This window comes from Polaromonas sp. P1_E3, assembly GCF_056405935.1.
Genome location: NZ_JBFUBD010000037.1, coordinates 1 through 21472 on the forward strand (window position 1 = coordinate 1; position 21472 = coordinate 21472).

Below are 21472 nucleotides of genomic sequence, written 5' to 3' on the forward strand. Positions count from 1 at the left end.
TTCTTTTGCTTCGCCAAAAGAAAGTAAGCAAAGAAAAGGCGACCCTGGTTCCTGCGTCCCCTGCGCTTCGCTGCGGGGCAACCTGCGGTGCTCGGTCCAGCCGGGGTCAAAAACAACTCGCTTCGCTCAAACAAGTTTTTGCCCTGATCCGTCTGGCCCTGCGCTCCTCGGCGCATCCACAAGGGGGTGGGGAGGAATACCAAAAGCGAACACCGAAGAAAGAAGGACACGCCGTGGCGTGTCCTTGTTGGTATTGATTTGGTATTTCTGACTTGGTACCCGAAATTCGGACTTCCCCGTCCTGGCTGGGCCGAGCAGCGCAGACGGAGGCGGAAGGTCGGGCCGCAGTTGTTTGAGCCGAAGGCGAGTTCTGCGGACCGCCGCCGGAGTCGAGCAGCGCAGGTTGCCCGAAGCGAAGCGTAGGGACCCAGACTGCGGGTCGCCTTTTCTTTGCTTACTTTCTTTTGGCGAAGCAAAAGAAAGTGAGTTGCAGCCGGGCAACCCCCGGCCAACAACCCTCAGAAGCGCGCGCCCTCTGGGAACAAGAACGAACTAGTCGAGGAAGTTCCGCAAAGCCGCTTCAACCGCAGCAGCCGTTGCCAAAGGCTTCTCCATCGGAAACAGGTGGCTGCCATCCAGCATCATGATCCGCCCCTTCGTCACCTTCTCCGTCATCGCCATCCCAACCTGCTTCATCTCGGCCGATTGCCGCCCACCGACAAAAGCCGCGGGGCATTTCAGCGGATGGCGTTTGAGCAAACCTTCCAGGTTGTGCGGAAGCGTGTTGTAGATCGCGGTCTCGACGTCGCGGTCGAAACTCAGCAACTGCTTGCCGTCGTCGTCGCCGCTGCCCTCATAGGTGCCGTGCTCGATATAGTCGCGCAGCACCTGTTCGTCCCAGGCGGCAAACGCCTTCTTGCTGCGAAAGTGCTGGAACACCTCTTCCTTGCCCAGCCACTGGTTTTTGCGTTTGCGGCTGATGGCGCCGGGGGAGATGGATCCGACCAGTTGTGCGCGCTTGGCCACGCTCAGCGCTGCGGCGCGCCAGCCGCCCAGAATGGGCGAATCAACCAGCACCACACCCTTGACGGGCTGGCCGCCCAGCACCGGGTTGCGGGCCGCGCACATCAGGCTCAGGAAGCCGCCCAGCGAATGGCCGACGAGGAAGGCCGGCTGGCCGGATTTTTCAACCTCGCGGGTGGTGAAGTCAGCCAGTTGTTGCACCAGGTGCGGCCAGTTGCTGGTCACGGGGTAATGGGGGTCGTGCCCGAACTTCTCGATCGCCTTGACCTGGAAGCCGCGCGCTTTCAGGCTCTGGAACACCACGCTGTAAGTGCTGGCCGGAAAGCTGTTGCCGTGGGAAAAGATGACCAACGGCTTTGAAGAGGAGGGCACTAGATCAGCTTCTCGTCGGGAGTGCTGATTTTCTTCAGGGCGCCGTGGCGGGTAGCAGGCATCTTCAGCGGGATGTCGGTGTGCGCGTCGTCCCATACCGGGTCTTCGATGCTGTCGAACACCTGCCGCAGCTTCTGGCCCCAGCTGCTATGCATCATGCGGTAGTAGGGGTTGTCGTTGTCGATGCAGACGATCTTGTCGCTCTGGTAGGTGTCGGCCTCATAGACCACCAGATCCAGCGGCAGGCCCACCGAGAGATTCGACTTCATGGTCGAGTCCATGGACACCAGCACGCATTTGGCGGCTTCGGCCAGCGGCGTGGCGGGGGTCAGCACGCGGTCCAGTACGGGCTTGCCGTATTTGGATTCGCCGACCTGGAAGTACGGTGTCTCGTCGGTGGCTTCGATGAAGTTGCCGGCCGAATACATCTGGAAGAGGCGCATGTTTTCGCCGCGGATCTGCCCGCCGAAGACCAGTGACACGTTGAAGTCGACATCGGCGTTTTTCAGCGCCTCGGCATCGCGGTCGTAGACGCGGCGGATGGCAGAGCCCAGCACGCGAGCGGCATCGAACATGCTTTTGGCGTTCCAGATTGTGATGGGCTCGCCGCCGTCGCGGTCCTTGAGCTGCTCGACCTGCAGAATCTCGCGGATGGACTGCGAGATCGACAAATTGCCCGCCGACAGCAGCACCATGAAGCGGTCACCCGGTTTTTCATAGACGATCATTTTTCGGAAGGTGCTGATGTGGTCCAGGCCCGCGTTGGTGCGGGAGTCTGACAAAAACACCAGCCCGGCGTTGAGTTTGGCGGCGACGCAATAAGTCATGAGGTGGCTTTGGTGGCTTGGAAGTGTGGGGGCAGTCGGGTTGCGCTGGGTCACGGTGAGGCGGAAATCTTTTTCAGGCGGTACAGGGCGTCCAGTGCCTCGCGCGGGCTCAGTGCATCGGGGTCTATGGTACCCAATGCCTTGTCCACGGCGCTTTGCTCGGGCGCCGCGGCTTCAGGCGGTGCGGCAAACAGGTCGACCTGGGCGCGCGCTTCGCTCTGGTGGGCTTCAAGTGCATTCAGGGCATGGCGGGCGTGATTGACGACCGCGGCGGGCACGCCGGCCAGCCTGGCCACGGCAATCCCGTAGCTTTTGCTGGCGGGGCCGGGCTCGATGTGGTGCATGAATACGATGTCGGCGCCGGATTCGACGGCGCTCACGTGGACGTTGACGGCACTGTGGTGCTGCGCCGGGAACTCGGTGAGCTCAAAGTAATGCGTGGCAAACAGCGTGAAGGCCTGCGTCTTGTTATGCAGGTAGGCGGCAATGCCGCCGGCCAGCGCCAGGCCGTCGAAGGTGGAGGTGCCGCGGCCTATTTCGTCCATCAGCACCAGCGAATGCGGGGTGGCGGCGTGCAGGATCTGCGCGGCTTCGGTCATCTCGAGCATGAAGGTCGATTGCGCGTTGGCCACGTCGTCGGCCGCGCCGATGCGGGTGTGGATGGCATCTATGGGCCCCAGGCGGCAGCTGGCAGCCGGCACATACGAGCCAACGCTGGCCAGCAGCACGATCAGCGCCACCTGGCGCATATAGGTCGATTTACCGCCCATGTTGGGGCCGGTGATGACCTGCATGCGGTGCTTGCCGCTCATGACGGAGTCATTCGCGATAAAGGAGCCGCCGCCGGTTTCGGCCAGGCGCGCTTCGACCACGGGGTGGCGGCCTTGCGCAATGTCTATGCAGGGCTCACGCAAAAACACCGGCGCTGCCCAGTTGAGGGTGAGCGAGCGTTCGGCCAGCGCGCACAGCGCGTCGAGCGAGGCCAGAGCCCGCGCCAGGCGGCTCAACGCGGGAATGAAATCCTGCAGCTGGTCGAGCAGCTGTTCGTACAGCCACTTTTCGCGCGCCAGGGCCCGCTCCTGCGCCGAGAGGGCCTTGTCTTCAAAGGCTTTGAGTTCGGGCGTGATGTAGCGCTCGGCGTTTTTGAGCGTCTGGCGGCGGCGGTAGTCGTCGGGCACCTTGTCGATCTGGCCCTGTGTGACTTCAATATAAAAACCGTGCACCTTGTTGAACTGCACGCGCAGGTTGGCGATGCCGGTGCGGGCTTTCTCGCGGCCTTCCAGGTCCAGCAGGAAATCGTCGCAGTTGGTCTGGATGGCGCGCAGCTCGTCCAGGTCGCCGTCGCAGCCGTGGTTGATGACGCCGCCGTCGCGTATCAGCGCGGCGGGCTCGTCCAGCACATAGCGGCCCAGCAGTTCGCGGCAGCCTGCCGGCGGCTGCAGGTCTTCAAAGATTTTGATCAAAAGTGCCGGGAGCCCAATACTGGCGGGCGCAACCAGCTCTGCTTTTTGTAGCGTATCTTTCAGGGCCACGAGTTCCCGCGGACGCACCTGGCGCAGCGCAATGCGGGCGGTGATGCGTTCCACGTCGCTGCAACCCTTGAGCCTGGCGCGCAGGGTTTGCTGGGAGCCGCCGCGCAGGTGGGTAATCGCTTCAAGCCGCGCGGCCGCTTGTGCGCGGTCGCGGCGCGGGGTGAGCAGCCAGCTTTTGAGCGCCCGGCTGCCCATGCCGGTGGTGCAGGTGTCCAGCAGCGAAAACAGCGTGGGTGAGTCTTCGCCGCGCAAGGTTTGCGTGAGCTCAAGGTTGCGGCGCGTGGTTTGCGGCAGCTCAATCAGCTCGCCCGAGCGCACCACCTGCAGACCCTGCACGTGGGAAAGCGCCCGGCCCTGGGTGTGTTCAGCGTAACCCAGCAGGGCGGAAGCGGCCGCGTGCGCTTCGGTCAGTGCTTCGGCATTCCAGGAGGCAAGCGAAGCCACCTTGAGCTGCTCCAGCAGGCGGCGCGCGCCCAAGGCGGAATCAAACTGCCATGCGGGCCGGGCGCTGGCGGCGCAGCGGTGGGTTTTCAGGCGCAGCTCAAAGGCCGGCGTCACATCGACGTTGTAAAGCAGTTCGCTGGGGGCGACCCGTGCCAGCCATGCTTCCAGCTCGTCGTTGGCGCAATGCGCCAGGTGAATCTCGCCTTGCGTCACGCTAAGCCAGGCCAGGCCGCAGGTGTTGCGCGCACCCTGGTGCACGGCCAGCAGGATGGACTCAGTTTTGTCGCTCAGCAGTTCGGTGTCTGTGAGTGTGCCGGGCGTCACCACCCTCACGACTTTCCGCTCGACGGGGCCTTTGCTGGTGGCGACGTCACCGACCTGCTCGCAAATGGCGACCGATTCGCCGAGCTTGATGAGCTTGGCCAGGTAGCCTTCCAGCGAATGAAAGGGCACGCCCGCCATGACGACCGGCTCGCCTGCTGACTGGCCGCGCCGTGTCAGCGTGATATCGAGCAGGCGTGAGGCTTTTTCCGCATCGGCGAAAAAAACCTCATAGAAATCCCCCATGCGGTAAAAAACCAGGGTGTCGGGGTATTCCGCCTTGATGCGCTTGTATTGCGTCATCATGGGCGTGTCTTCCGGTGACCCGCCTGTTGGATTTTTACCCCGAATTGTTTCTTTTTGCATCAATGACCCAGCGCCTGCGCGCCTCCTTCTTTTCGCATTTTCGACCTGCCAGCCCGCTATCTTAGAGGTCCTTTCGGGGGTACCTGCAGCCGTGATTGTCCTTTACTATCAGGGACTTACTGCCGCAGCGGGCTTTTCCCCGCCTCGGCCGCGCCGGGACCGCAAGTCGGCAAGAAGCCTTACGCTGCAATCCGCAAACAGGTCCAAAAGCAGCATTTGAGGAGAGGTAGACTTCCCCTGCATCCATCTATTCAAAAGTACAAAACCCACCGGCTACGGTCTGCGCCTGGGCCCAAGACCTCAACCGAAAGGCATGCAATGACCGAGCCGAGTATCTCGCCTTTCCACAGTGCAAGCGTGACGGAGCCGACTGAGGCTGTGCTTGTCGAACCGAAGGCGGGACGCAGGCATCGCAGGGCCCTGCATGAAACCGCCCGTCTTTGCCTGGGCTATCTGGTGCTGGTCGGGGTCAGCCTGGCAGTTTCATTGCTGGCGATTGTCATGCGGCCATTGCTGCCCAGGGTATTGAGCCAGCGGTGGGGACGCAGGCTGGTGGCCGCCACTTTTCGCGGCTACCTGCGTCTGCTGGTTTTGATGGGCGCTTGCCGGTTCGACCTGACGGCCCTGGATGCCCTGCAGACCGGCCCCGCGGTGATCATCGCGCCGAACCATCCTTCCCTGCTGGACGCGATCATGATCCTGTCGCGCTTGCCGGACGCCACCTGCATCATGAAAGCGGACATCGTCAACAGCGTCTTTTTTGGGGCCGGTGCCCGGCTTGTGGGCTATATCCGCAACACGCCGTTGCGAACCATGGTGCAGCTGGCTGTCGCCGACCTGCGCCAGGGCAGCAGTTTGCTGCTTTTTCCGGAGGGTACCCGCACGCGCCGGTTTCCTGTGGAACGCATGCAGGGAACGACAAGCCTGATTTCCAAATACGCAGGTGTGCCGGTACAGACAGTGTTCATCGAAACCGACTCAAGGTTTCTGGGCAAGGGCTGGTCCCTGCTCTGGACGCCGAAAATGCCGGTTACTTACCGTGTCCGACTCGGGAAATGCTTTGAGCCGGTAAGCGACACGGCGCACTTCACCGCAGAGCTGGAGCAATACTTCCAGACCGAGCTGGGGCGTACCCGGTCGTCCGCCCTCACTGGTTCTGCGCCGCCGGCGTGAAGCTGCGCGCGGTTTTCCGTTCAAGTTAGATTCCTCGATGAATGATTCCCCTCGCGACATGTCCAGGACACACCTCGTCCTGATTCCCAGCTACAACCCCGGTGTGAAAGTTGACGAAACCGTTCGCGGCGCGCTGGCGCAGTGGGCGCCGGTCTGGGTGGTCGTTGACGGCAGCACGGACGGCAGTACCGACCGCCTGCTGGCAATGGCCGCGGACGATGCCCGCTTGCGTGTCGTGGTGTTGCCGCGCAATGTGGGTAAGGGTGCCGCAGTGCTGCACGGCATTGAGCTGGCTGCGGCCCAGGGGTTCACGCATGTGCTGACCATGGACTCCGATGGGCAACACCCCGCCCACCTGATTCCGGAGTTCATGGTCGCGTCGCTGGCCCAGCCCGCTGCCATGGTGCTCGGTGTGCCCGTGTTCGCCGCGGATGCGCCGCGCCTGCGTGTCAACGGACGCAAGGTGTCCAATGGATGGGCCGACCTGGAAACCCTGTGGGCCGGCATCGGGGACTCCCTGTTCGGCTTTCGTGTCTACCCGATTGCGCCGCTGCGTGATGTGATGGCCGGGCAGCGCTGGATGCGCCGCTTTGATTTTGACCCGGAAGCGGTGGTGCGCATGTGCTGGCGTGGTGTGAAACCGGTCAACCTGCCGGCCACCGTGAAGTATTTTCGGCCAGACGAGGGTGGGGTGTCTCACTTCAACTACCTGCGAGACAACCTTTTGCTCACCTGGATGCATTCCCGGCTTTTCATCGGGTTTGTGCTGCGCTTGCCGGTGTTGCTTGCCCGGCGCCTGTTTCAGCGATCGTGATGAGTTGAGGCCAGGGCCGCGGAGCCGGGCAGCGACTTGACTGCCTGGTATTCTGAAAATACGCCGGCTTCCAGGTGTTGCCTGACATCCGCCAGACCCGCCGCACGCAGCGTGGCGAGCACCTGTTCGGGCGGCACGCAGGCTTCTATGCTGTCCCAGTAGTAGCGCCAGATGGATGCGGTTTCTTTTTGCCGCGAAACGAAGCGCGTCAGCAGTGGTATCACGCCGCGCATATAGGTTTTGAGCAGCCAGCGGCCCCAAGGACTTTTTGCCTGGGTGATTTCGAGCACGCAGAGCCGCCCGCCGGGCTTCAATACACGTTCAAATTCGGCAAATGCCACACCCAGGTCGCTGATGTGGCGCAGGGCATAGCCCATGCTTAAAAAATCGAAATGATTGTCCGGAAATGGCAGGGACTCGGCCCGGCCTTCCACCAGCGCCATGGTTTTTGGCAGCTTGCTGGCGGCCATCATGCCGGGGCTGGGATCAAGGCCGGTCACCAGTGTGGGATCTCCGGTCAAGAGGCAGGCTTGCGCGGCGACCAGGCCGGTTCCCACGCCCACGTCGAGCACTTTCATGCCGGTTTTCAGGCCGCCGCGAACCAGTGCGTCACGTCGATAACGCGAACCGCTGCCCCAGGCCAGGATTGCTTCGATACGGTCGTAGTCCGGTGCCGTGCTGTCAAATATCCTGCGCAGATAGGTTTGCCGGTCCTGCTCCGTCTGGTAATACTCGGTCAGCGGAACATGGGGTGCATGCACCGTGGGAGTGTTTTCAGGAATGGTCATGGAGTGCCTTGTTAAATCATGCCGCCGTTGATGGAAATAACCTGGCCGCTGATGTAGGCTGCGCGCTCTGAAGTCAGAAAACTCACGAGGTCGGCGACTTCTTCAGGTCTGCCGGCTCGTTTCATGGGCACCAGCTGCGCGATGGCAGTGGCATCAAAAATGTCCTGGCTCATCGGCGTCGCGATGATGCCCGGTGCAACCGCATTGACCGTGATGCCCCGGCTGGCCACCTCCAGTGCAAGGGATTTGGTAGCCGAATGCAGGGCGCCCTTGGCCGCCGAATAATTCACCTGTCCGCGGTTGCCTGCCACTGCGGCGACCGACGTGATATTGATGATACGCCCCCAGCGCGTGCGGATCATCGGCATCATCAAGGGCTGGGTGACATGGAAAAAACCATTAAGAGATACGTCGATGACCTGCTGCCATTGCCGCAGCTGCATGCCCGGAAAGACCGCGTCGTCATGGATGCCGGCGTTGTTCACGATCACCTGGATGGGACCCTTCAGCAGCAGGGCCTCCAGGGCAACGGCTGTTGCGGCGGCATCGGTAACATCAAACGCCACAGCCTCCGCATGACCGCCCGACGCCTGTATGGACGCTACCAGGGCCGACGCAGTATCGAGGCCGCGGTTGGCATGCACGATGACATCAAATCCATCGGTGGCCAGTTGGCGGCAAATTGCCGAACCGATGGCGCCGCTGCCGCCGGTGACCAGCGCGCGTTTAAGTACGGAGGCGTTCATGCAGTTCCCTTTGATGACGCGTCGAGCATCACCACGGCGCGGCCCGACAAAAGCAGTGCAGGGCCCGCATGTACCGTGAACCCATACAGAATACTGCCGGCGTCGCCGCTCGTGCGCTCCGCATGGATGGTGAGTGCGAGGTCGATGTCATCGAGCCTTCCGACGTGCAGGGTGACGCCGCGAACGCTGACCAGGTAGCCGAAGGGGGCGGCATCGCCGGCCGGCGAGTGGTCGTTCCGAGTACCGGCCGCGGTTTCCGAAATCAATGCGCCATGCACGGCCATGGATTGCGCCGCGTATTCAATTCCGCATGCGGCGCCCAGCCGTCCGTAGGCACGCAGGGGATTGCCGGGATCACGGTGGCTCGTGGCCTCGCAAGAAATCTCGCTGCTGTCCCACGCCGTGACGCGCTCCAGCAGGCACATGCTGCCTTGATGGGGAATTCGGCGCGCGATCTCGCCGTGCTCAAGGCTCAAAGGTGCGCTGCAGGCCTTGGGCATCAGGCCTGCAAGCTTCATGGCGCCACCTGCAGGGCCAGCTGCCGGCCGTCGAGGTAGTCCAGCACGATCTGGCCGCTCTGCTGCAGTGCCGTGCTGAGCAGCAGCGGCAGGCAGCGTGCTGCAGGGATGTCTGTGCGCAGCTGTTCGAGGGCTGCGTCGCCCATCCGGTCGGCGGAGGCGGTAGTCATGCAGGTGTCCGGCTCCAGCGTCCATTGCGCCTGGCTGCGTTCACTGCGGTGGGGTGTCAGCACCAGTCCCAGGCCGAAAGTGTCGGGAATGGCGCGCGCGCTGTGCAGGGGCTCTGGGTAATCGGTGTCATAGGCAACCAGCAGCACGGGGATCTGCTCAACAGCTACCTGAGCCATGGCTTCGAGGAGGCCTGCTGCAAAACTTGCATCGCGCGCGCAGAGGACCGAAGACGAAACCATCGAGCCGCTTGAGATGCTCCAGTAGCCGGAGGCGGCGTTGTGCACTGAATTGTGAAAGCGCGTCGGGGAGATCAGCCTGTCGCTGGAAGCCAGCGCATTGCAAATTTCGTGGCAATTGACGGCGTCGCCGCTGGAAGATGAAAAGACGGATGCCAGCATGGCAGCTTGCAGGCCCGAAGCTGCAACGGCTTCTTCGCTCACAGCCAGGGACACCTTGACCACCGCGCCGGCCCTGCGGCGTTCGGCCTGAGGCAAAGCCATGGGCGGCGGGAGAACGCAGCGCATGGGCTGGTAGGCAGCGCTGCCCTTCAGATACTCGCGCCCCTGCGGCCAGCTTGCCAGTCCGGGGCCCAGCAGCCCGATGCCTTCGACGAAGGCTGTCAGGACGGGGGCGGACCGGGATTGTGTTTGTGTCATGCGAAACCTTAACCGGCACGGCCAAAAATCAGGCTGCAATTGGTGCCGCCGAAGCCGAAGGAGTTGCTGAGCACATGCCGGGGGGCGGCCTCCTGGTTGTCCAGGAGGTAGTTGACAGGCAGGGCCGGGTCGCGCTCGTGGGTGTTGATGCCACCAGGTAGCAGGCCTTGTTGCAAAGCCAGTGCGCAGATCACGGCTTCAAGCCCGCCCGCAGCGCCCAGCGTGTGGCCGGTGGCGCCCTTGGTCGAGCTGCAGGGGGTGCGAGGGCCAAACAGACCGGACACCGCCTTGGCTTCTGCGGCATCGTTGCTCTGTGTCGCAGTGCCGTGCAGGTTGATGTAGTCGATCCTGTCTGGAACAAGGCCGGCCATGTCCAGGGCCTGCTGCATCGCCAGCCGTGCGCCGAGGCCGTCGGGATGGGGGGAGGACATGTGGTGGGCGTCACTGGATTCACCAATACCCATCAGCAGAATATCCCCTGCAGCGGGTTGTGCGGGCACGCGTTCGAGCAGGGCGAAGGCCGCTGCTTCGCCAATGGTGATGCCATTGCGCGCTGCGTCGAATGGCTTGCAGGCCTCGGGGGAAATCAGGCCCAGCGAGTTAAAGCCGTACAAGGTTGTCAGGCACAGCGAATCGACCCCGCCGACCACGGCAGCATCGATCAGGCCTGCCTGCATCATCCTTCGCGCGGAAGCAAACACCTTGGCACTGGAAGAGCAGGCAGACGACACGACGGCGGCCGGGCCGGTCAGCCCAAGGTACTGACGCGTGAAATCGGTGACAGAAAATGTATTGTGCGTTGTGCCGTAAATGAAATCGGGAGGCAGGGCGCCGGTCCCGGGGTCGCGCCTGCGATAGGCGAGTTCAGTTTGCAAAATGCCCGAGGTGCTGGTGCCGATGAAAACCCCCACGCGTTGCGCGCCGTATTTTTTGCTGGCGGTAGCAGCCGCTTCAGTAAAACCGTCCTGCTGAAGTCCCAGCAGGGCGAGCCGGTTGTTGCGGCAGTCAAAGCGGGCCCATTGCGCGGGAAGCTGCACGTTGTCTGTGCCGGCGACCTCGCCTGCAAAGGTCGGCAGATCGACTGTGTCGAACGTGCATGGGGCGAGCCCGCCCCGCCGCGTGCGCAACGCGTCGAGAGTTTGTACAAGGCCGCGACCCATGCTGCTGGTTGCGGTGAAATGGGAAAGCCAAAGTGGATACAGAGAAAAAACCAATCTGAAGAAAAAGACACTTTAGCAAATCAGCCGGCAAATCCGGTGCATTCACCATGCCGGACACCAGCTGTTACTTGCTCCCTGTGCGGCGTTCCTGAAGATGCAGTGACCACCAGGCTGCCAACACCCCCAGCAACAGGCCCGCGGCAACGTCCACTGCGACATGCTGCCTTGTGGCCAGCGTGGAATAGGCAATGCCGAAACACCAGAGGGCGTTTACCGCCAGCAACCATGCGGGGACGGCGAACCGGCGCAGCAGATGGTGCAGCCAGATGCCCGAAAAAACGGCTGTTGCCACATGAAGCGAAGGGCAGGCATTGCCTGCCGCATCCATGTTTTTCAGGAAAAGCATTTGCGGGTATTTCGGCCAGTCAATGTCTGGGGCGGGTGCGGCCGTTGGCCAGAAATAAAACACCAGCAGACCCGCCAGGCAGGTCAGCGCAATGGCGGCGCCATAGCGCAAGAGTTCGCGCCGGTCGCTGAAGAACAGGGGTGGGAGCGAGACATAAACCCACAACGAGAGGTAAACCGGAAGGGCCAGTGGTTCAAAACCGATGAGCTGGTCGGGCCATGTGAGGGGCATCACCGCGATCGGAAAGGCCGGGTGCTTGAGCAGGTAAAAGTAGGCGCCGAAAAACACGCCGATGAAAAGCATCGTGCCAAGGGCTTTCAGGTAGATGTGCTGAAAGACAACCCGCCCCATTTGTGTCCATGGGCTTTGCGGGCTTTTTTGCACGGGATTCATGCGAGGGCCTGCTGCAGGGTCACGGTGCGCAGGTCGGCCGCTGCGATGGACTCCAGCAGGGCGGGCAAGACATCGAGGATGACCGGGACGCCTTGCGGTGTACGTGCCGCATTGCCGTCGTGCAAGAGCAAGATGGCGCCGGCCTGCAGCCCGGCTGTGAGTTTGCGTTTTACACGCTCGGCATTGGCGACTCGGGTGTCGAAGCCGCGCACGGACCAGCTGGCAAGTGTCAAGCCGAGCCGGGCCAGCACCGGGTCAAGAAAGGGGTTGCGCAGTCCGGCAGGGGCGCGAAAGAACAGAGGCCGCCGCCCTGTCAGGCCGCTCAATGTGTCCTGGGCCGCCTGCAATTCGTGAAACATGCTGCGCGGGCCTGTCAGGGCAAAGTAGTGGCGATGGTGCTGGCTGTGGTTTTCAACGGCATGCCCGCGCCGCACGAGTTCGCGGCACAACTCGGGATGGCGGGCGGCTTTGTCACCGACGCAAAAAAAGGTTGCGCGGGCCGCATACCGGTCGAGCAGGTCCAGGACTTGGGGTGTCACGGCCGGGTCGGGGCCGTCATCGATGGTCAGGGCAATTTCGCGCCTGGCGATGGAGGCCTGGGGCAGGCGGGTCCAGTTGGGGCCCAGCCACTGGCTGCGGGGCCACATACCCACGACGGTGAGCAGCAGGTGGTTGAAGACCACGGCGGCAAGCGCCCAGCGCCACCAGCCGGAATCAACAAGGATGGCCGCAAGTGCCGCCGCATGCAATGCGATGCTTGCACGGATCAGAATGCTTGGCTTCCAGCGGAGGTCAGGCATGAGGCTTCCGGGAAAAAATGGCTGCATAGACCAACGCCAGGATGACGCCCGGGGCAACGGTGACGCCCATGGCCTGCAGGATGGACACCTTGGAAAATGCGAGCAGGCCAAACCCGGCGACGGTGGTCAGATTGGCCAGCAGCATGGACGCCAGGGTTCGGGGCGCTATCGGGGCATGGGGATCGGGCCGGTCAAAAAACAGCGCGTAGTTGGAGCCCACGGCCACCACCAGCAACAGGCCGACCAGGTGCAGGATGATCAGCTGCTGGCCCAGCAAGGCCAGCCCCGCCGTGACCGTGACGACGGCGGCCGCCAGTGGCGCAATGATCCGCAGCACCCGGGAAGGGGAACGGAAAACCACCAGCAGCAGGGCCACGAGGACAGCCAGCCCACCCAATGACAGCACGATGGCTTCGTGAAGGTAGCTGGAATACAGATGATCGGATTCGGCTTTCATGTCGACAAAAAGTACGCCAGGCAAAGGCTTGGTGGCCAGCGCGGCGCGAATGTTGCCGGCGTCGATGTTTCGTCCCTGGGATGCTGTCAAAGGTAGCAGGGCGCTCCAGCGGTTATCTTTCCCGATGAGCAGCGCGGCCAGCGCCATGGCCATCGAGGTTTTTTCAAGGTCGGCTGGTTGCAGCAGGGGCAGGCTGCGTGCGGCCTCGACTTCAGCCACGAAAGGTGAGAAGACCGATGGGCGCACCGGCAGGCCGTGCGCGGCCTGGGCCAGGCGGGCCTGCAGCACCTCGGCGGCAGGAAGGCTGGCCTGTCGGGCGCGCTGGGTGGCCACGCTCGGAAGGTAGCGGCTCGGGCTTTCAAACCCCGCAATCTCACCGCGCTCGACTTGTGCCTGGAGCAGGGTGGACACCTGCTCTGCGGTCTGGAGCACAGCTTCCCGGCTGGTGCCGGAGACCACCACGACATAACGCACGTCCGGTGCTCCCATGTCGGCACGCAAGCTTTCATCCAGTGCCACATCGGCTTGCGAGACCGGGCTGAGCGACGATATCTTGTCGTTGAAGAGGCTGGCGTGGTTTGCGGCAAGCACGGCACAGGCAACCGCCAGGACCGCCGCGGCAGGCCATCGCAACAAAGACGCGCGTTGCACCAATCCTCCGAGCACCCGCCCGATGGCCGACACATCATGGATGCGGAAATGGCGCGGCAGCAGATGAGGCAGTACATAGCGGGTCACCGCGGCAGCCACGACCAGGCCGGCAATCGAATACAGGCCGAGTTGGGCCAGGCCCGGAAAGCCCGAGAACAGAAGGGAGGCGAATCCGGCGACGGATGTCAGGACGCCTAGCCGGATGGTAGGCCAGAAGCGCTTGACCCAAGGCGCCTGGCTGGCGCCTGCATCCTCGGACTGTACGAAGAGATAAATGGAGTAGTCCACCGCTTCGCCAATCAGCGCTGTGCCAAAGCCCAGCGTGATGCCGTGCACTGACCCAAAGCCCAGGCTGACCGCGGCAATTCCCGCGAGTGCACCGGTCACTACCGGAAGAAAACCCAGCAACAGTGCACTGACGGAACGGTAGACCAGCAGTAACAGCGTTGCGATCAGCAGCACGCTGATCAATGAAAGATGGCTCACCTGGCTTTGAATGGTCTCGCGGGAGGTGACTGAGAACACGCCCGGGCCGGTCATGACGAAACGCGCACCGGCCGCGGAGCCGCCCGCTGCGTCGAAGGCCCGGCGGATCGCGTCCATGGCATGCTGCTGGGCGTCGGTGTCCGAGCCCGCCGCATGGGTTTGCAGCAGCATCAGCGCCCGCCTGCCATCACGCGAGGTCCAGGCCCCATGGGCTTGCTGCGGCTGGCTGCCGCTGTTGAGCTGGCCCAGCAACTGCACCATTTCGCCGGTGGGATCGCGCGGCAGCAGGGCCTTGACCATCAAGCCAGCCGGCGAAGCGAGCAATTCAATGCTGTCGGAAAGCGCTGCGTGCAACCCGTCCACGCTGAATCGCTCCGGCGTAACTGAAGGGCTCAAAAGATAACGGTGCTTGAGCAGGAAATTTCGATCCCGCTCGGTGTTGACGGGCTCGCCATTGGCGACGCTGGCAAAAGCGGAGTCACTGCGTAACTGCTGCGCCATTTTTTTGGAGAGCTCCGCGCGTCCGGCGGGATCCGAGCCCTCTATGCCTACCAGGACAAGGCGGGAGGCCAGGCCTTCGGTCAACTGGTCCATCAGCAGCTGTTGCTCGGGCGTAGGGGTGCGCGGAAGAAATGCGGAAAGGTCCGTCGTGAAATGCGTGCGGCTGATGACAACGCCGCAACCGATCAGGAACGCCAGCCATACCGCAATGGCTGCCATGCGGCCGCGTGCGCCATTCATCACGGGGCTGCCACTTGCTCGATGGTCATGGTGGAGCTGTCGCCATCAGCCTGGGCGATGTCGATGCTGCGCAACTGGTCGCGCACACCCATGATGCGGATGCGCTGGATGACCGCCTGCATTTTGGGATCGATGGGTTGCAATTGCAGGGTCCAGCGTTCGGCCGTGCCTTCGAGGCTGAGCCGGTAATTGCGTTCCAGGGCGTTGCGGTCGCCCGCCAGGGTGCCGCGAATGCTGTCAATGAACGCGGCCAGCTCAGGGTAAGCCTGCAGCCGTAGCTGGTATTTTTGCTTCCCACGTTCAATCACCAGTTCTCCGCCGTTCACCACCATGGATTCAGGCTTCGGCTTGAGCGTGCGCTTTTCCAGCCGGTCTGGCGCGGTATAGAGCAGTTCCCCGGACGATTCCACCGGTTTGTCGAGCAGTGCAATGCTCTTTTTTTCGACGAAGGTGGCGCGGCCCGATTTTGTTTGCGCCAGAGAATCCATCAGTTGCTGAAGGTCCCAGGCGGCCAGCGCTGCCGGGCTCAAAGCCGCCAATAACAGTGCCACCGCAAACGCCGTGAAAGAAAAAATGGGCCGCGATGTCCGCTGCGAAACCTGCGAGGGAGATGGCGTGGACGTGGTGGGTTGAGTAAGGTGTGTCATGTGTTCAGGTGTCTTGTTCAGGCTGGCCGGCACGCTGCGATGCGGGTCGCCAGAAATCAAAAAAGTTGAACCAGTTGTAAGGCGCGCTGCGGCAGTACTGCGCCATCAACGCAGCATAGCGTGTCATGGCCGACTGCACGGCTGCGGTGCGGCCGCGCGAAGGCAGCGTAGAGAAATCGGCCAATGCTTCGAAGTGAATGTCGTAGCGGTTGCCACCCCGGTACAGCCCTGTCATGAACAAAACGGGGCGTTTGAGGATGGCAGCCATGCGGAAAGGGCCGAGCGGCAGCTCGGCGGGGTCTCCGAGGAATTCGATGGAATACGTGTCGTCCTTGCCGAGTGACCGGTCTCCCAGCATACCGACGACAGCGCCCTCATCCAGCAGCTCGTGCACCCTGATCATCGAATCGATATGTCCCAATGCCACGACGTCCAGCTGAGCTTTGGGATTGATGGCGCCCATGGCTGCATTGATTTTTCGTGCGTTTTCCTCGTACATCACCATGGCAATGCGCAGGCCGGGTTGCTGGCGCCCAATGGCCCGCAGCACTTCAAAACTGCCCAGATGCGCACCGATGAGGAACACGCCTTTTCCATCAGCCACCACCTTGTCGATCAGCTGCTGGTTGTGCACACGGATATCAAACAGCTCGAAGCGGTCATTCAGCAGGTAAACCCGGTCGTGAATGGCAGAAGCAAAACTCAGGAAATGCCGGAACAGATGACGCCAGCCAACCGCGGCAGACGACGGCAGTTCGAACACGCGCCGTAAATAATTTCGCGACATCCGGCGTGCCGCCGGTGCAAAAACGAGGAAATAGGCTGCGATGCCATAGAGGACGATGCGGCTGGCGCTGCGGCCCAAATTCAGTGAAATCCAGGTCATCACCCGCAGCATGAAACCGTTGCTGCGTTCCGGGAGCTGCTGCCATTCGGCCGCGGACGCTGCTTTGGCTCCGTGGGCTGTGTTCATGGCTGCGGTGACAACAGCAGGGTTCCCGTGGCAACTTTCCGGTTGCCGCTGGAGATGTCAAAGCGCGTGTTTCCCGACGTCATGGTGGTGCAGGAAATGGTCAGCGTCTCGCCGGGGCCTACCGTGCTGAGGAATTTTGCCGAGCTGATCTGGCAAACCTCGGGTTGCGTTGCTCCGGTACCCCGTGCGTGGGCGATACATGCCTGTTGTACCGCGTGCACCGCGGCATCAAGCAGCACTACGCCCGGGACGATGGGCGCCCCGGGGAAATGCCCGGCGAATGCCGGGTGGCCCGCAGGAATGTGAAAACGGGTCTCGCCCGGAGCGGATGTTTTTTTCCGCAGATGGTCGCGTGCGAGCGTAGCCAGCACGTCACGCGGCAATTTGCCGGTGCTGTTGCGTGGCAGGCTGTCCAGCAGCACCAGAGGCCGCGGGATGAAGAGGGCGTCTACCCGTTCCCTCAGCGCCGCCAGGAGTACAGGAGCCGTGAGGCCCGGCGCCACAACGAACGCCATCAGCCGAACGACTGTATCGTCGGCATCATCGTCAGGCATGAAGAAGGCGCCGTCCATCACGCCTGGTATGGCGTGAAGCTGATGGTTGAGGTAGCCCAGGGAGCTTCGCTTACCCGCGATATTGATCAGGTCGGCAGTCCGGCCATGCAAAAGAAACTGGGTGCCCGACACCGATTCCAGTTCATCGGCCAATGGGGTAGGTTGGTCGACGTGGCCGCCCGAGGCCCAGGTTTGCCCCTGCTTGACGTTCAGCGTGACGTCCGGAAAGAGTGTCCAGGCCAGGGTCTCGGTCATGCGCCGCGTGGCGATTTGGCCGGTTTCGGTAGAACCGTAGATTTCCAGCAACGGGACTTGCAGGCGGGCTTCGGTGGCCGAGGCCAGCTGCGGTGGCAAGGGTGCCGTGGCGGACAGGACCAGGTCAACCTGGGGAATGTCCAGGCCTGAAGCCAGCAGCGCTTTCAAATGCACGGGCGTGGTCACCAGCATGCGGGGGCGCCCCGCTTCCGCAAGCGCGGTGCAGATATCGGCCGGATAAAACGGATGGGCGGAAACCAGGATGGACCTGCTTTGCATCGGCAGCAGGACGGTGGACTCGAAACCGAACATGTGCTGCGGCGGCACCGTTGCCACGACGCTGTGTTGTCGGCCGTCCAGCAAGCCGAGCCGGGCGGCCTCGGCCTGTGCGCTGCGAACCAGCCCGCCCCAGCTTTTTCGGTGCGCCACCGGCGTGCCGGTCGAGCCGGAGGTGAACATGATGGTGGCAATGCGCGACGCAGGAATTTGCGGTACATCGTATGGCCCGCCAGTTGCCGGTTGCGTCGAGCGGGGCGCCATCAGATCCGCCCAGCTGAACACCGGCAATGCCAGCGGCTGCGGCTGGTCCGTCAGGCAAAAAACGTCAGGTGCAAAGCTGCGGACCTGTTTCACCATTTCGGGCGTCAAGGTGGGCGGCAGCAGGCTGACCTTGTCCGCCAGCAGGGCGGCCGCCATGCCCACAGCAAACCGGTAGCGGTCTGCGCAGACATTGAGAACATGCCCGCCCGGCGGTAAAGCTTGCGCAAGCTGCCTGACGTCGGCCAGGAAATGTGCGGCAGTCAGGGGCTGGCCCTGGCTGAAGGCCACAACATCTTCAGCCTGGGTATGCGAGATCAGCGCAAGCGTCGTCATGGCCGGCGTGCGCGGCTTTCTGCGGAAGCCTGCCGGTAAGCGCGTATGGCCTCCAGCGGGCCGGCACGATCCTCTGCCGGTAATGCGAAGCAGCGTACGGCATATTCCGCAGCGAACATCAGTGCAAGCAAGGGAATGCCCAGCAGGTTGGCAAAAGTGGACCAGACGGCTACAGGCGCCAGCCAGAACAGCAGCAACGAAAGCGCCGCAACGCTGCCGAAATACAGCGCCCATGCCCAGGTGGCCGATCGTGTGTAGGCGACAAGCGCGGGCGAGAGTTCGCCGTGTACGACACGGGCAAATTGCGCAATCATGGGTGTGCGGCCTCGTACGAGGGTCCGGCCGAAGGTGCCGCACAGCAGGGCATAGGTGCCCGCATGCTGCAGCAGGAAAACCCAGTTGTAATGGGTGATGAGCCATTCCCTGAACACATAAAACCCGAGGCAGGCCAGAGCACAAAAGGCCAGCATGACCGGTCGCTGCGGTGAACGCCAGGCCAGGATAAAGGCCAGCACCAGCAGCGGAAGCACGGCAACCAGGGCTTCAAACAGGCCCGGTGCTGCCGATGCCGCGGCCAGGTGGGAAAGCACGGCATAGCCGATTCCCAGAGCCGCAATACCGCCCCAGCGACAGGCTTGGGTAAAGCGTGTCGCCAGCACAGTCGTCACTGGGTTCGCCAGGCGGCAATGTGATCGCCCAGGCTTCGCAGCGAATGAAAGATGGCGTGGTTGTCTTCGTGGTCTGCCCGCAACTGCAGGCCGTAGTGCTTGGAGACAACCAGCGCAATTTCGAGGATGTCGATGGAATCCAGCCCCAGGCCGTCGCCGTAAAGCGGTTCGTCGGGTTGTACATCGTCGGCGCTCACCTCAAGGTTGAGGGCGCTCACCACCAGTTCCGCGACCTCGCGCAGCAAGGCTGCATCAGCCGATGTGGAAGAGGTTTTTACGGTGGATTCAGGCATAGTTTTATGACTAGTTATGACCAGGTGCGAAACAGTTCAGTCGGGGCCGCTGCGTGCACGCGACGCCCTGCGCAGTGCGGAAATTTTAGCTGAGGCTATACGGCCCAAGCCTTCATCGCGGCCTTTGCCTACAGCGGCTGGCGTTAGACCGGGGCGTCCGGCGCATCGGGCCGCGCCGCCCCGGCCTTGATTTTTCTGGCGGTCAGCTTGGGTTTGTCTGCGGGCTGGTCGGCAGCACTGGCGGGCTCGAGGCTTGCCGTGTCTTCCTGCAGCGCCTGGCGCACCGTCGCCTTGTCTCCGGCGCCGGCAAATTTGCTGTATTTGGCCAATGTGGCCACCATCTGCCCGTAAATGCGCGGGTTGCCCGCCACGCATTCGCTGTGGTCCATGAAGTCGGCCTCGCCGGTGAAGTTGCCGATCAGGCCGCCGGCCTCGGTCACCAGCAGCGAGCCGGCCGCCACATCCCAGGGTTTGAGGCCGGTTTMAAAAAAGCCGTCGCTGAAGCCCGCTGCCACGTAGGCCAGGTCCAGCGCCGCGGCGCCCGGGCGCCGCACGCCCGCGCACTGGCTCATGACTTCACCGAGCATGTTGAGATAGCTTTTGAGCTTGTCACCGGGGCGGTAGGGAAAGCCCGTCGAGATCAGGCATTCCTGCAGGCGGGTGCGTTTGGCCACGCGGATGCGGCGGTCGTTCAGGTAGGCGCCACGGCCCTTGGTGGCGCAAAAAATGTCGTTGCGGGTGGGGTCGTACACCACGGCCTGCTCAACCTTGCCTTTGACGGCCAGCGCGATGCTGACGCAATAGACCGGGAAGCCGTGGATGAAATTGGTGGTGCCGTCCAGCGGGTCGATGATCCACACGAAGTCGGAGTCTTTGGCGCCGTGCTCGCTGCCTGATTCTTCCGCCAGGATGCCATGGCCGGGGTAGGCGGTCAGCAACGTTTCGATGATCGCGGCTTCAGCGGCCTGGTCGATCTCGGTGACAAAGTCGTTGGTTTGCTTGACCGATATGCGGACCGATTCGACGTCAAGCGCCGCACGGTTGATGATGGCGCCTGCAGCGCGCGCAGCCTTGATGGCCACGTTGAGCATGGGGTGGAGRTTGCTGGACATAACTTGTAGGGAAGAGCGGAATGAACCGGCGCCGGCGATGCGGGCGGCGGGCAATGGCGGTATTTTCCCATAAACGCGATTGGGTGCTTCCCAGCCCTTCCCCGACAGCGATCCCGCGCCCCATCGCCCATGAGCGGCCTATGCGCCTTCTGCGATCAGGAAATCCGCGTCCGCATGTTGTTGCCGGATCGCCCGGGCCGCCTGGTATTCGGGGCTGGCATAACAGGCCCTGGCGGCCGCCATGTCGGCGAACTCCACGACGACGTTACGTTCGCGCGAGTCGCCCTCCCTGCATTCATAGGCGCCGCCCTGCACCAGGAAGCGCGCCCCGAACTTCTCGAAGGCTGGCCGCGCCGCCGTGAGGTAGCGGGGATATTCCCCGGTATTTCGCACCGAGACGCGCACGATCCAATAAGCCTTTGCCATTCCTGTTCCTTGGGTGTGAAGTGATGAAGGCTGGACGATACGCGTGACAATTAATCCTGAAAAATGAATAATTAAGATAAATATAATCTTTAAAAGAGATTTATGGAGTTAGGCGACCTGGTTATTTTTCGAGCCGTGGTGGAAGCGGGCGGCGTGACGCGTGCGGCGGAACGCCTGCACCGCGTGCAGTCCAACATCACAACGCGTATCCGGCAGCTGGAGGAAAAGCTCGGCGTGCCGCTTTTTATCCGCGAGGGCAAGCGGCTGCACCTGTCACCGGCTGGGCGGGTGTTGTTGGACTATGCCGAACGCCTGATCAGCCTGGCTGACGAAGCACGCGATGCGGTGCAGGGCGGGCAGCCGCGCGGCGCATTCGTGCTCGGCGCGATGGAAAGCACTTCGGCTGTGCGGTTGCCGGCCCCCTTGAGCGATTTTGTGCGTCTCTACCCGGAGGTCAGGCTTGCGCTCAAAACCGGCAACCCGCAGCAATTGGCCGCAGCCGTTCTGGCCGGGGAGATGGACGCGGCGCTGGTCACCGGGCCGATTGCGGAGGGGCCTTTTGAACGCGAGGCGATTTACACCGAGGAACTGGTGATTGTTGCGAGCGCCGGGCACCCACCCATCACGCAGGAAAACGGCGAACCGCCGCGCGCCATCGTGGCTTTTGAAAAGGGCTGCCCGCATCGCGCACGGCTGGAAGCCTGGTACTTGCTGAAAAACAGCATGCCGGTGCAGACCATTGAAATCACGTCCTACCATGCCATGCTGGGTTGCGTGGTGGTGGGTATGGGTATTTCGCTGGTGCCGCGCAGTGTGCTGGCAACAT

At 62.6% G+C, this 21472-nt stretch carries 22 protein-coding genes; 4 read left to right on the top strand and 18 right to left on the bottom strand.

The features are described 5' to 3' along the window. Window positions 1-257: hypothetical protein (locus tag AC1D0Z_RS07720; protein WP_477657662.1), on the top strand; the 257-nt coding region annotated here is incomplete at its 5' end. Between the two features lie 295 nt (window positions 258-552). On the opposite strand, the gene AC1D0Z_RS07725 is transcribed toward AC1D0Z_RS07720, so the two are convergent. From AC1D0Z_RS07725 to mutS, 3 genes are read right to left on the bottom strand one after another with little or no spacing between them, the layout of a single operon-like run. Next, on the bottom strand, window positions 553-1395 hold the full coding sequence (locus AC1D0Z_RS07725; protein ID WP_477657663.1) for an alpha/beta hydrolase: 843 nt from the start codon (window positions 1393-1395) through the stop codon (window positions 553-555). Further along, the gene (locus tag AC1D0Z_RS07730) at window positions 1395-2222 is read right to left on the bottom strand and encodes a proteasome-type protease (RefSeq protein WP_477657664.1); all 828 of its coding nucleotides are present in this window, start codon (window positions 2220-2222) and stop codon (window positions 1395-1397) included. The genes AC1D0Z_RS07725 and AC1D0Z_RS07730 overlap by 1 nt, the downstream gene beginning before the upstream one ends. 50 nt (window positions 2223-2272) lie before the next feature. Further along, on the bottom strand, window positions 2273-4885 hold the full coding sequence (gene mutS, locus AC1D0Z_RS07735) for a DNA mismatch repair protein MutS (RefSeq protein WP_477657665.1): 2613 nt from the start codon (window positions 4883-4885) through the stop codon (window positions 2273-2275). Between the two features lie 357 nt (window positions 4886-5242). On the opposite strand from mutS, the gene AC1D0Z_RS07740 reads away from it, so the two are divergent. Next, window positions 5243-6058, top strand: coding sequence for a lysophospholipid acyltransferase family protein (locus AC1D0Z_RS07740; protein WP_477657666.1), 816 nt, complete (start codon window positions 5243-5245; stop codon window positions 6056-6058). Window positions 6059-6095: 37 nt separating this feature from the next. Then, window positions 6096-6872 carry a glycosyltransferase family 2 protein gene (locus AC1D0Z_RS07745; protein ID WP_477657667.1) on the top strand — a complete coding sequence of 259 codons (777 nt, stop codon included), beginning with the start codon at window positions 6096-6098 and terminating at the stop codon, window positions 6870-6872. On the opposite strand, the gene AC1D0Z_RS07750 is transcribed toward AC1D0Z_RS07745, so the two are convergent. The 15 genes from AC1D0Z_RS07750 to AC1D0Z_RS07820 form a co-directional block, all read right to left on the bottom strand. Continuing rightward, window positions 6860-7660, bottom strand: coding sequence for a class I SAM-dependent methyltransferase (locus tag AC1D0Z_RS07750; protein WP_477657668.1), 801 nt, complete (start codon window positions 7658-7660; stop codon window positions 6860-6862). The genes AC1D0Z_RS07745 and AC1D0Z_RS07750 overlap by 13 nt on opposite strands. A gap of 11 nt (window positions 7661-7671) precedes the next feature. Continuing rightward, a complete protein-coding gene (gene fabG, locus AC1D0Z_RS07755; RefSeq protein ID WP_477657669.1) occupies window positions 7672-8406 on the bottom strand; it encodes a 3-oxoacyl-ACP reductase FabG in 735 nt (244 codons plus the stop codon). After that, complete coding sequence (locus AC1D0Z_RS07760; protein WP_477657670.1) at window positions 8403-8924, bottom strand: ApeP family dehydratase; 522 nt, start codon at window positions 8922-8924, stop codon at window positions 8403-8405. Before AC1D0Z_RS07760 ends, fabG begins: the two co-directional genes overlap by 4 nt. Then, window positions 8921-9751 (bottom strand): beta-ketoacyl synthase chain length factor, encoded by an 831-nt coding sequence (locus AC1D0Z_RS07765; RefSeq protein ID WP_477657671.1) that lies wholly within the window; start codon window positions 9749-9751, stop codon window positions 8921-8923. Before AC1D0Z_RS07765 ends, AC1D0Z_RS07760 begins: the two co-directional genes overlap by 4 nt. Before the next feature lie 8 nt (window positions 9752-9759). Then, window positions 9760-10953: a beta-ketoacyl-[acyl-carrier-protein] synthase family protein gene (locus tag AC1D0Z_RS07770; RefSeq protein ID WP_477657682.1), complete on the bottom strand. Its 1194-nt coding sequence runs from the start codon at window positions 10951-10953 to the stop codon at window positions 9760-9762. 82 nt (window positions 10954-11035) lie between these two features. Then, on the bottom strand, window positions 11036-11710 hold the full coding sequence (locus AC1D0Z_RS07775; RefSeq protein ID WP_477657672.1) for a phosphatase PAP2 family protein: 675 nt from the start codon (window positions 11708-11710) through the stop codon (window positions 11036-11038). Beyond that, window positions 11707-12510, bottom strand: coding sequence for a polysaccharide deacetylase family protein (locus AC1D0Z_RS07780; protein WP_477657673.1), 804 nt, complete (start codon window positions 12508-12510; stop codon window positions 11707-11709). Before AC1D0Z_RS07780 ends, AC1D0Z_RS07775 begins: the two co-directional genes overlap by 4 nt. Beyond that, the gene (locus tag AC1D0Z_RS07785; protein WP_477657674.1) at window positions 12503-14845 is read right to left on the bottom strand and encodes an MMPL family transporter; all 2343 of its coding nucleotides are present in this window, start codon (window positions 14843-14845) and stop codon (window positions 12503-12505) included. The genes AC1D0Z_RS07780 and AC1D0Z_RS07785 overlap by 8 nt, the downstream gene beginning before the upstream one ends. Continuing rightward, the gene (locus AC1D0Z_RS07790) at window positions 14845-15492 is read right to left on the bottom strand and encodes a LolA-related protein (RefSeq protein WP_477657675.1); all 648 of its coding nucleotides are present in this window, start codon (window positions 15490-15492) and stop codon (window positions 14845-14847) included. The genes AC1D0Z_RS07785 and AC1D0Z_RS07790 overlap by 1 nt, the downstream gene beginning before the upstream one ends. Before the next feature lie 4 nt (window positions 15493-15496). Beyond that, window positions 15497-16465, bottom strand: a complete 969-nt coding sequence (locus AC1D0Z_RS07795) for an LpxL/LpxP family acyltransferase (protein WP_477657676.1) — start codon at window positions 16463-16465, stop codon at window positions 15497-15499. Further along, on the bottom strand, window positions 16462-18147 hold the full coding sequence (locus AC1D0Z_RS07800) for an AMP-binding protein (RefSeq protein ID WP_477657677.1): 1686 nt from the start codon (window positions 18145-18147) through the stop codon (window positions 16462-16464). Before AC1D0Z_RS07800 ends, AC1D0Z_RS07795 begins: the two co-directional genes overlap by 4 nt. Further along, window positions 18144-18815: a COG4648 family protein gene (locus AC1D0Z_RS07805; protein ID WP_477657678.1), complete on the bottom strand. Its 672-nt coding sequence runs from the start codon at window positions 18813-18815 to the stop codon at window positions 18144-18146. Before AC1D0Z_RS07805 ends, AC1D0Z_RS07800 begins: the two co-directional genes overlap by 4 nt. Further along, window positions 18812-19108: a phosphopantetheine-binding protein gene (locus AC1D0Z_RS07810; protein WP_457279104.1), complete on the bottom strand. Its 297-nt coding sequence runs from the start codon at window positions 19106-19108 to the stop codon at window positions 18812-18814. The genes AC1D0Z_RS07805 and AC1D0Z_RS07810 overlap by 4 nt, the downstream gene beginning before the upstream one ends. Window positions 19109-19251: 143 nt before the next feature. Next, window positions 19252-20220, bottom strand: a complete 969-nt coding sequence (locus AC1D0Z_RS07815; RefSeq protein WP_477657679.1) for an inositol monophosphatase family protein — start codon at window positions 20218-20220, stop codon at window positions 19252-19254. Window positions 20221-20358: 138 nt separating this feature from the next. Further along, window positions 20359-20646, bottom strand: a complete 288-nt coding sequence (locus AC1D0Z_RS07820) for a DUF1330 domain-containing protein (RefSeq protein WP_477657680.1) — start codon at window positions 20644-20646, stop codon at window positions 20359-20361. A 102-nt stretch (window positions 20647-20748) separates the two neighbouring features. Between AC1D0Z_RS07820 and AC1D0Z_RS07825 the strand changes: the two genes are divergently transcribed. Further along, the coding region (locus AC1D0Z_RS07825; RefSeq protein WP_477657681.1) for a LysR family transcriptional regulator at window positions 20749-21472 on the top strand (724 nt) is incomplete at its 3' end.